This is a genomic window from Actinoplanes sp. ATCC 53533, from assembly GCF_003947245.1.
Genome location: NZ_QHHV01000175.1, coordinates 1 through 9,036, shown reverse-complemented (window position 1 = coordinate 9,036; position 9,036 = coordinate 1). Strand labels below are relative to the sequence as shown.

Here is a 9,036-nt window from a genome sequence, read left to right as displayed (position 1 = left end):
TCGCTCGGGCCTCTGACCTGCTGGTTTGTTCGCAGGTAGCGTCTGGCGGGTGATGCAGACGCCTGACCGGGAGTGGCGTGTCGAGGTCTACCGGCAGCCGCGAAGCCGGACCGAGTGGTACCGGCTGATCCACGGCGACAACGTGGTCGAGGGCCTGACGATTGGCACCCTGCAGCGCCTCCTCGCGGACGCAGGCGTTGACCTGGCGGATCTCATCGAGGCGGCCTAGGTTCATTCAGCGGCTCAGCGGAGCCGGGCCTCGATCGCGTCGAAGCGGCGCAATGACGGTGTCGTCACTCTGCTGATCCTGGCCGATGGTCTCCTTGCCTTGCCCAGCGGCTGGTTGTGGACACCTCGGAGCAGGTCGAAGCCGGCTCGGCCCCGAACTGCGCGGCAGGGTCAGGCTGTTGGCGAAGCTGGTGATGCCGGGCAATCTAGCCTGTCGGGCTGCTCGTCGACCGGCGCGACGACGGATTCCCGCGGGCAGTTCTGGTGTCGGGAAATCGATGGCTTTCGAAATCGTTGCGCGCATCCGACATGATCGCTCAGATATGGGCAAACTGTTCGCAGTCAGTGACCTCCACGTGTCGCATGTGGAGAACCGATCCGTGGTCGACCGGCTTCGGCCGGACTCGGCCGGCGACTGGCTCATCGTGGCGGGCGATGTGGGCGAGTTGTTCGCCGACGTCGAGCGGACGCTGGCTGAGCTGCGTGGTCGCTTCGGCGCGGTGATCTGGGCGCCGGGCAACCATGAGCTGTGGACCCATCCCGGTGACCCGGTCAAGCTGCGCGGCGTCGCGCGGTATGAGGCCCTGGTGCGGATGTGCCGGGACAACGGCGTGCTCACCCCGGAGGACGACTTCCCGATCTGGGCGGGCCCGGATGGGCCGGTCGCCGTGGCGCCGTTGTTTCAGCTGTACGACTACTCGTTCCGGGCGCCGGGGACCCTCACCAAGGAGGAGTCGCTGAACCGGGCGTACGCCGTCGGCGTCGTCTGTACCGATGAGAAGATGCTGCATCCGGATCCGTTCCCCGATCGGCAGTCCTGGTGCTGGGACCGCCTGGCGCAAAGCCGGCAGCGGCTCGACGCGATCGATCCGCTGATGGGCACCGTGCTGGTCAGTCACTGGCCGCTGGTCCGCAGGCCGACCCGCGCGCTGCGGTTTCCGGCGTTCGCGCAGTGGTGCGGCACCGAACTGACCGCCGATTGGCACCTGCGGTACCGCGCCGTCGTGGCCGTGTACGGGCACCTGCACATCCCTCGAACCACCCGCTATGACGGTGTCCGCTTCGAGGAGGTGTCGCTCGGCTATCCGTCCGAGTGGCGTCGCCGGGCCGGGCCGCCGCAGCCGATGCGGCTGATTCTCGACGGCGCCTGACGGATCAGCACGCTCTATTGTGCACTCCGATTTACGTGATTTATTGCACCTTGCGAGGAATGTTGTGACAGGGCCAGAGTGGTGCTGCCTCGTCCTAATTAGGACGGTCGTGCAGCACACCGCTCGGGCGATCACCACGGCACTGGTGGGCCGCCGAGGCGTCACTCGCAGGAGGCAAAAGTGCACGGTTCCAGCACTCTGGCGCAGCTGTTCGCCCTCCAGGCGGAGCTTCGGGCGGACGAGGTGGCCGTGGTGGGCGACGCCGCTTCGGTGTCCTTCCGGGAGCTGGACGAGCGGTCCAACCGGCTGGCTCGGCTGCTGATCGCCCAGGGGGTGGGTCCCGAGGTCGCGGTGGCGCTCTGGCTCGACCGGTCGGTCGAGTTCGTGGTGGCCGCTCTCGCGGTGGTGAAGGCCGGCGGCATGTATGTGCCGGTGGACGTGGGTTACCCCGCCTCGCGGGCCGAGTTCATGATGGCGGACGCGCGGGTCCGGTGCGTGGTGACGACGGTCGCCGCGCGGCTGTCCGGGCAGTCGTCCGGGGCCACCGAGGTGGTCCTCGACGATCCCAAGACCGCGGACGAGATCGCCGGATACCCCGCGGACGCCGTGTCGGACGCGCAGCGACACACGCCGCTGTCGTCGGCGCACGCCGCGTATGTGATCTTCACTTCGGGATCCACCGGCCGGCCCAAGGGCGTCGTGGTGACGCACCGCAACGTGGCAAACCTGGTTCGCGCGCAAGCAGCGGTGCTCGGCCTGGGGCCGGGAAAGCGGCGCCTGCAGTTTGCCTCGGTCAGCTTCGACGCCTCGGTGTCCGAGGTCTGGACGACGCTGCTGTCCGGTGCGGCCCTGGTCGTGACGGACGGGTCCCGGCTGGTTCCGGGACGGGCGCTGGTGGAATCGGTGCGGAACCGGGGCGTCACGCACGTGACGCTGCCCCCGTCGCTGCTGCCCGCGGTCGAGGACGGCGGCGGCCTGCCGGAGCTGGTGACCCTGGTGGTCGCGGGGGAGGCCTGTCCGCCCGCGGTGGTCGCCCGCTGGTCTGTCAACCGCCGGATGTTCAACGCCTACGGGCCCACCGAGACGACCGTCGCGGCCACCGTGAGCGAGCCGTTGACCGGCGGCGGCACCCCACCGATCGGCCGGCCCATCGACAACGTCCGGACGTACGTCCTGGACGAGATGTTGCGTGAGCAGCCGGTCGGCAAACCCGGCGAGCTGTATATCGCCGGCGCCGGAGTGGCCCGCGGCTACGTCGGCCGTGTCGCGCTGACGGCGCAGCGCTTCGTCGCAGACCCGTTCGGCGCGCCCGGCGACCGGATGTACCGGACCGGCGACGTGGTCCGCCGGTTGGCGGACGGCCAGCTGGAGTTCCAGGGCCGCGTCGACGACCAGGTCAAGATCCGCGGCGTACGGCTGGAACTGGGCGAGGTGCAAGCGGCGCTGCTGGAGCTGCCGGGAGTGGAGCAGGCGGCAGTTCTGGTCCACGGCGAGGGCATGGACCGCCGGCTGGTGGCATATGTGGTGACCGGCGGGCTCGACGCCGGGCTGCTGCGCCGGCGGATGGCGGCGGTGGCCCCCGATCACCTGGTGCCCTCGGTGTTCGTGATGCTGGACGCGCTCCCGCTGACCTCGAACGGCAAGGTGGATCGCAAGGCGCTTCCGGATCCGGGCGTGGCGCGAGGCGAGCGGGAGTACGAGCCTCCGGTGGGCATGGTCGAGCAGACCCTGGCCCGGTTGTGGGAGGAGATTCTCGGCGCGCCGCGGGTCGGCCGCAACGACGACTTCTACCACCTGGGCGGGCATTCGCTGCTGGCGACGCAGCTCGTGAACCGCGTCCGTACGGTGCTGAGGGTCGAACTGCCGGTGCGGGATCTGTTCGAGACCTCGACCCTGGCCGACCTGGCCGAGCGGGTGTCGGTCCTCAAGGGAGGATCGCGGCCGGTGCTGCGGCGCCAGGTGCGTCCGGCGCACGTGCCGTTGTCCTATCCGCAGCAGCGGATGTGGCTGACCGCGCAATTGCGTGGGGGCGATGGGGCATACCACATTCCGGTCGTCGTACGCCTGAGCGGCGGCCTCGACCTCGCGGCTCTGCACGCCGCGGTCGCCGACGTGGTCCGCCGGCATGAGCCGCTGCGTACGGTGTTTCCGCTCGTGGACGGGCAGCCGCGGCAACGGATCCTGCCGATGACCGAGACCGGCCCGCTGCTCGTCACGGAGCAGACCGCGCCGGCCGGACTCGAGGGTGCCGTGGACCGGCTGGTCCGGCGGAGGTTCGACCTGGCGGTGGACATCCCCATGCGGGCCCACCTGCTTCTCCTGGGGTCGGACGACCACGCGCTGGTGCTGGTCCTGCACCACATCGCGGCGGACGGCGTGTCCATGGAGCCGCTGATGCGCGACCTCGGCGAGGCGTACGACCAGCGCCGTGCCGGGCGCGCACCACAATGGACCGAGCTGCCCGTGCAGTACGCCGATTTCGCCCTCTGGCAGCGGGAATCGGTGCGGCTCGCCACGAGCCAGGTGGCGTACTGGTCCGGTCTGCTGGCCGGCGTACCGGATGAGCTGGCGCTGCCCGCCGACCGCGCCCGTCCGGTCGAGCCGAGCTATCGCGGCAGGTCGGTGCCGCTTTCCGTGCCGGTCGAGGTGCACGAGGGCGTGACGGCCCTGGCGCGCCGCAACGGCGCCACCGTCTTCATGGTGGTGCAGTCCGCGGTGGCGGCGTTGCTGTCCCGGCTCGGTGCGGGCGCCGACATCCCCCTCGGCTGGCCGGTGTCCGGGCGGGTGGACGAGGCGCTGGAGGAGCTGGTCGGCTTCTTCGTCAACACCATGGTCCTGCGGGCCGATCTGACCGGCGATCCCTCATTCGAGGAGTTGCTCCAACGGGTGCGTGAGCAGGATCTGTCCGCCTTCAGCAACCAGGATGTGCCGTTCGAGAGCCTGGTCGAGGCGCTGAATCCGGCCCGGGTGCCGGGCCGGCATCCGCTGTTCCAGGTCATGGTGGCGCTGCAGGTCGGCCGCTCGGCGCGCTTCGACCTGGCCGGGGTCCGGCTGCAGCGGATGGCGGTCGGATCCGGCTCGGCGAAGTTCGACCTGAGCTTCCAGTTCGTGGAGTTCGTCGATGCCGACGGCCGGCCGGCCGGGATGGGCGGCGAACTGACGTACGCCCGCGACCTCTTCGACCACGAGACGGCCGAGCGGATGGTGGCCATCCTCGGCCGGCTGCTGGCAGCGGCCATGGCTGATCCCGGCCGGCCGATCGGGCGGCTGCCCCTGATGAGCGCGGACGAGACCGGGGCGGCCGAGGCGGAGAGCGCCGGGCCGGTCCGGGACTGGACCGGGCGACCCTGGCCGCACCAACTCATCGAGGAGCACGCCCGGCGGGATCCGGCGGCGGTCGCGGTGCGATCCGAGGGCCGGAGCCTGGCGTACGGGGAACTGAACCGACGCGCGAACCAGCTGGCGCACCGCCTGATCGGGCTGGGCGCCGGCCGCGACACGCTGGTGGGTGTCAGCATGGAGCGCGGCTTCGACCTGGTGGCCGCCGTACTCGCGGTGTGGAAGTCCGGCGCTGCGTTCGTACCGTTGGATCCTGATCTGCCGGCCGCCCGCCGGGCGGCGATGATCGCGGACACCGGGGTGCGGGTCGTGCTCACCCACCTGGCCGCCCGGGATCGGGTGGCCGGCGACGGCGACCGGTTGTTGTGCGTCGACGATCCCGCCGCCGGCCTGGCCGTGGAGCCGACCCACGACCCCGGCGTCCCGGTGACCGGTGCGGACCCGGCATACGTGCTGTACACCTCCGGCTCGACGGGCACGCCGAAGGGCGTGGTGAACGTGCGGGCCGGGGTCCACAACCGGCTGCTGTGGATGAACGAGAAGTTCGAGCTGCGCGCCGGCGAGCACGTGCTCCAGAAGTCCCCGTTCACCTTCGACACCTCGGTGTGGGAGCTGTTCTGGCCGTTGCTGAACGGCGCGACCCTCGTCATGGCCCGGCCCGACGGGCACCGGGACAGCCGCTATCTGGTCGACGTCATCCAGCGGGAGCGGGTCACCTTCGCCGACTTCGTCCCGTCGATGCTGGAGACGTTCCTGCGGGAGCCGGGCGCGGACCGGTGCGGCAGCCTGCGCAACGTCATCGTGGGTGGGGAAGCCCTGACGCGGAGCCTGCGGGACCGCTTCTTCGGGACGTTGCCGGAAACCCGGCTCCACAATCTGTACGGCCCGACGGAGGCGTCCATCGGCGTGACGAGCTGGGAGTGCCGGCCGGGCGACGAGGGGCGCAGCATGCCGATCGGACACCCGATCGCGAACGCCCGGGTCTACGTCCTCGGCCCGTACGCCGAGCATCTGCCGCCGGGCGTGCCCGGCGAGATCTGCATCGCGGGCCGGCCGGTGGCCCGGGGTTACCTCAACCGGCCCGGACTGACCGCGGCGAGGTTCGTCGCCGATCCGTTCGTTCCCGGGGAGCGGATGTATCGCACCGGTGACCGTGGCCGGCGCCGCGCCGACGGGGCTGTCGAGTTCCTCGGGCGGGACGACGACCAGGTGAAGATCCGTGGCGTACGGGTGGAACTGGGCGACGTCGAGGCCGCGCTGACCGGTCTGCCGGGAGTGGACCGGGCGGCGGTGCTGGTCCATGGCAGCGGCGTCGACCGGCGGCTGGTGGCGTACGTGGTGGCCGAGGGCCAGGACGCGATCGAGCTTCGCCGGGGGATGACGGCGGTGGCGCCGGACCATCTGGTGCCGTCGGTCTTCGTGCTCCTGGACGCCCTGCCGGTGACCGTGAACGGCAAGGTGGACCGCCAGGCCCTGCCGGACCCGAGCGTCGTGCTCGGGGAGCGGCCGTTCGATCCTCCCGTGGGGACGGTCGAGCAGGTGCTGGCCGGCTTGTGGGCGGAGATCCTCGCGGTGCCGCGAGTCGGGCGCGATGACAACTTCTTCACGCTCGGCGGGCATTCCCTGCTGGCGATGCAGATGGTGAATCAGCTGCGCTCGGCGCTCCTGGTGGACCTTCCGTTCCGCGCGGTCTTCGAGAGCTCGACGCTGGCGGATATGGCGCGCCGGATCGACGACCTGCCGCGGCTGCCCGCCGCCGAACCGCGCGGGGACGACGAGGAGCGGATGCGGCGGCTGGTCGCGCACGCTCTGGGGGTCGATCAGGTGGCGCCCGAGGACAACGTCTTCGACCTCGGCGGCGACCGGGACACGGTTGAGCGGCTCGCCCTAGCTATCGGGGAGGAGTTCGGCGTCGAGGTCAACCCGCTCGTGGTGGCCGCCGTCCCGACCGCGAAGAACCTGGCCGGCTGGGTCGCCGCCAAACCGGAGGACTCGACGCTGGACGTGGTGGTGCCGTTGCGGCCGCACACCGGGACCGCCTCGCTGTTCTGTGTCCACCCGCTGGGCGGGCTCAGCTGGCTCTACTACCCGTTGGTGAATGCCATCCCGGCCTCCGTCGGGGTCTACGGCATCCAGGCTCGCGGCCTGCGCCCCGGCGACGCGATGCCGGACACCCTGACCGCGATGGCTGCCGACTATGTCGAGCAGATCCGGACCGTCCAGCCCGAAGGGCCCTATCACCTGCTGGGCCTGTGCGCCGGCGGGGAGATCGTGCACGAGATGGCGGTCCAGCTGCAGGCCGCGGGCGTTCGGGTCGAGCTGCTGGCGATGCTCGACTCGCGCCCGACCCCGCACCGCCGGATCACCCAGGTGGCGCGGTTGAACGCGGTCGCCCGGCACTTCGACCTCGACATCCCGGTCGCGGAGCGACCCCAGCTCACCGGCGACGACCTGTACGACCAGTTGCGTCAGCGCCAGGGCCCCTACTCCTTCCTCATGCGGCAGAAGGGCCGGGCGATCGTCGACTTCTACGAGCACATGATCAAGCTGGTCGACAATCACCAGTTCAACGTCTTCGACGGCGACGTGCTGTTCGTCGAGGCGGCGGCGGCTCGAACGCCCGATGAGTATTTCGCTCCGATGTGGCAGCGGTACGTCACCGGCCGCATCGACGTCATGGCACTCAAATACCTGCATCGGCAGCTCGCCCGCGCGGAGGTGCTGGAAATGATCGGCGCCCGGGTGGCCGAGCAGATTCGCCCCGCGCTTCCTTCGAAAGGCTGACTGCGATGAGTAATCCGTTCGAACGCGACGACATCCGCTATCGCGTCCTGGTCAATCACGAAGGCCAGCACTCCTTGTGGCCGGAGGTGATTGATGTGCCCGCAGGCTGGCGGAAGGTCTTCGGGGAGGAGAGCCGGGAGGCCTGCCTGAGCTACATCGAGGAGTCCTGGCCGGACATCCGGCCGGCGAGCCTGATCCCGCGGCCCGCGATGTGAACGGCCGGCAGGAGTCGAATCTGGTCTTCCTCTGGGGAACGCCACGCTCGATGTCGACGGCCTTTCTCCGCATGATGCTCGAACGCGGAGACCACGAGGTCTACCACGAACCGTTCTCCAGCATCGTCGTCCAGGGCCACACGCCCGTCGGCGAACGGACCGCGACCAGCCACGACGAGCTCCTCAAACTGTTGGAGGAACGCGCCCGCGAGCGCCGGGTCTTCGTCAAGGAGACGACGGAATACGACTACCTCGGCAGCGGTGGCGAGCGGATCGCGGAGGTCGGGGTGCACACCTTCATCGTTCGGGATCCGCGCCAGGTGATCCCTTCCCACTACGCGATGAACCCCGACATGACCTGCACCGAGGTCGGCTACGGCCACCAGGTGGCCCTGGCCCGGCGGGCTCAGGTCGCGTCCGGGCAGCGGCCACTGGTCATCGAGGCCGAGGACCTGCTCGCCGACACCGCCGGTACGGTCGCGCGCTACTGCCGGCACCTCGGCATTCCGTACCTGGCGTCGGCGTTGTCCTGGCAGCCCGGTGATCAGCGGGTCTGGAGCCGCACCCGGCAATGGCATCGCGAGGCGGCGCACAGTTCCGGCTTCACCTCCTCGCACCGGACCTACGCGCAGACGATAGCCAACAACGAGTTCCTGGCCGCCTGCTATCGGCAGCACCTGCCGCACTACCGGGTCATGTGCGCCTGGGCCCGTACCTGAACCAGTCGATGTAGGGCCTGGTCTTCGTCCCGGTGAGCGCGGCGTAGCGGCCGCCGAAGGCGACCAGGCTGGAGTGGTCGCCCGCCTCGTGGATCCGGCCCTCGTGCACGACGGCGATCTGGTCGGCGTCGCGCACGGTCGACAGCCGGTGCGCGATCGTCACCGTGGTCCGCCCGCGGGCCAGCTCCTCGAAGGCGCGCTGTACGGCCCGCTCGGTCGAGGTGTCCAGGGCGCTGGTGGCCTCGTCCAGGACCAGGATCCGGGGGTCGCGCAGCAGGGTCCGCGCGATGGCGATGCGCTGCTTCTCGCCGCCGGAGAAGCGGTGCCCGCGGGAGCCGACGACCGTGTCGTAGTCGTCCGGCAGACCGGCGATCACATCGTGGATCTGCGCGGCCCGGGCGGCCTGCTCGATCTGGGCGTCGGTGGCGTCCGGGCGGGCGTACCGCAGGTTCTCCCGCACGGTGGTGTGCAACAGGTATGTCTCCTGGCCCACCATGCCGACCACCGAGGCCAGGTCGGCCAGGCGCAGGTCGCGCAGGTCGATGCCGTCGATGGTGATCCGGCCGGCGGACGGGTCGTGCAGCCGCACGATCAGCGCGG

General features: G+C 70.4%; 6 protein-coding genes. 5 read left to right on the top strand and 1 reads right to left on the bottom strand.

All coding sequences use genetic code 11. The annotated features are described in order from the left end of the window. Positions 1 to 49 precede the first annotated feature (49 nt). From DMB66_RS43680 to DMB66_RS43660, 5 genes are all read left to right on the top strand, one after another. Complete coding sequence (locus tag DMB66_RS43680; RefSeq protein ID WP_125806670.1) at positions 50 to 229, top strand: hypothetical protein; 180 nt, start codon at positions 50 to 52, stop codon at positions 227 to 229. A gap of 322 nt (positions 230 to 551) precedes the next feature. Beyond that, positions 552 to 1,379 carry a metallophosphoesterase gene (locus DMB66_RS43675; RefSeq protein WP_125810011.1) on the top strand — a complete coding sequence of 276 codons (828 nt, stop codon included), beginning with the start codon at positions 552 to 554 and terminating at the stop codon, positions 1,377 to 1,379. Between the two features lie 180 nt (positions 1,380 to 1,559). Further along, a complete protein-coding gene (locus tag DMB66_RS43670) occupies positions 1,560 to 7,502 on the top strand; it encodes a non-ribosomal peptide synthetase (RefSeq protein ID WP_125810010.1) in 5,943 nt (1,980 codons plus the stop codon). Between the two features lie 5 nt (positions 7,503 to 7,507). After that, on the top strand, positions 7,508 to 7,717 hold the full coding sequence (locus tag DMB66_RS43665) for an MbtH family protein (RefSeq protein WP_125810009.1): 210 nt from the start codon (positions 7,508 to 7,510) through the stop codon (positions 7,715 to 7,717). A 71-nt stretch (positions 7,718 to 7,788) separates the two neighbouring features. Continuing rightward, positions 7,789 to 8,436, top strand: coding sequence for a sulfotransferase family protein (locus tag DMB66_RS43660; protein ID WP_125810008.1), 648 nt, complete (start codon positions 7,789 to 7,791; stop codon positions 8,434 to 8,436). On the opposite strand, the gene DMB66_RS43655 is transcribed toward DMB66_RS43660, so the two are convergent. Further along, a partial coding sequence (locus tag DMB66_RS43655) for an ABC transporter ATP-binding protein (protein ID WP_125810007.1) occupies positions 8,411 to 9,036 on the bottom strand: 626 nt, incomplete at its 5' end. The genes DMB66_RS43660 and DMB66_RS43655 overlap by 26 nt on opposite strands.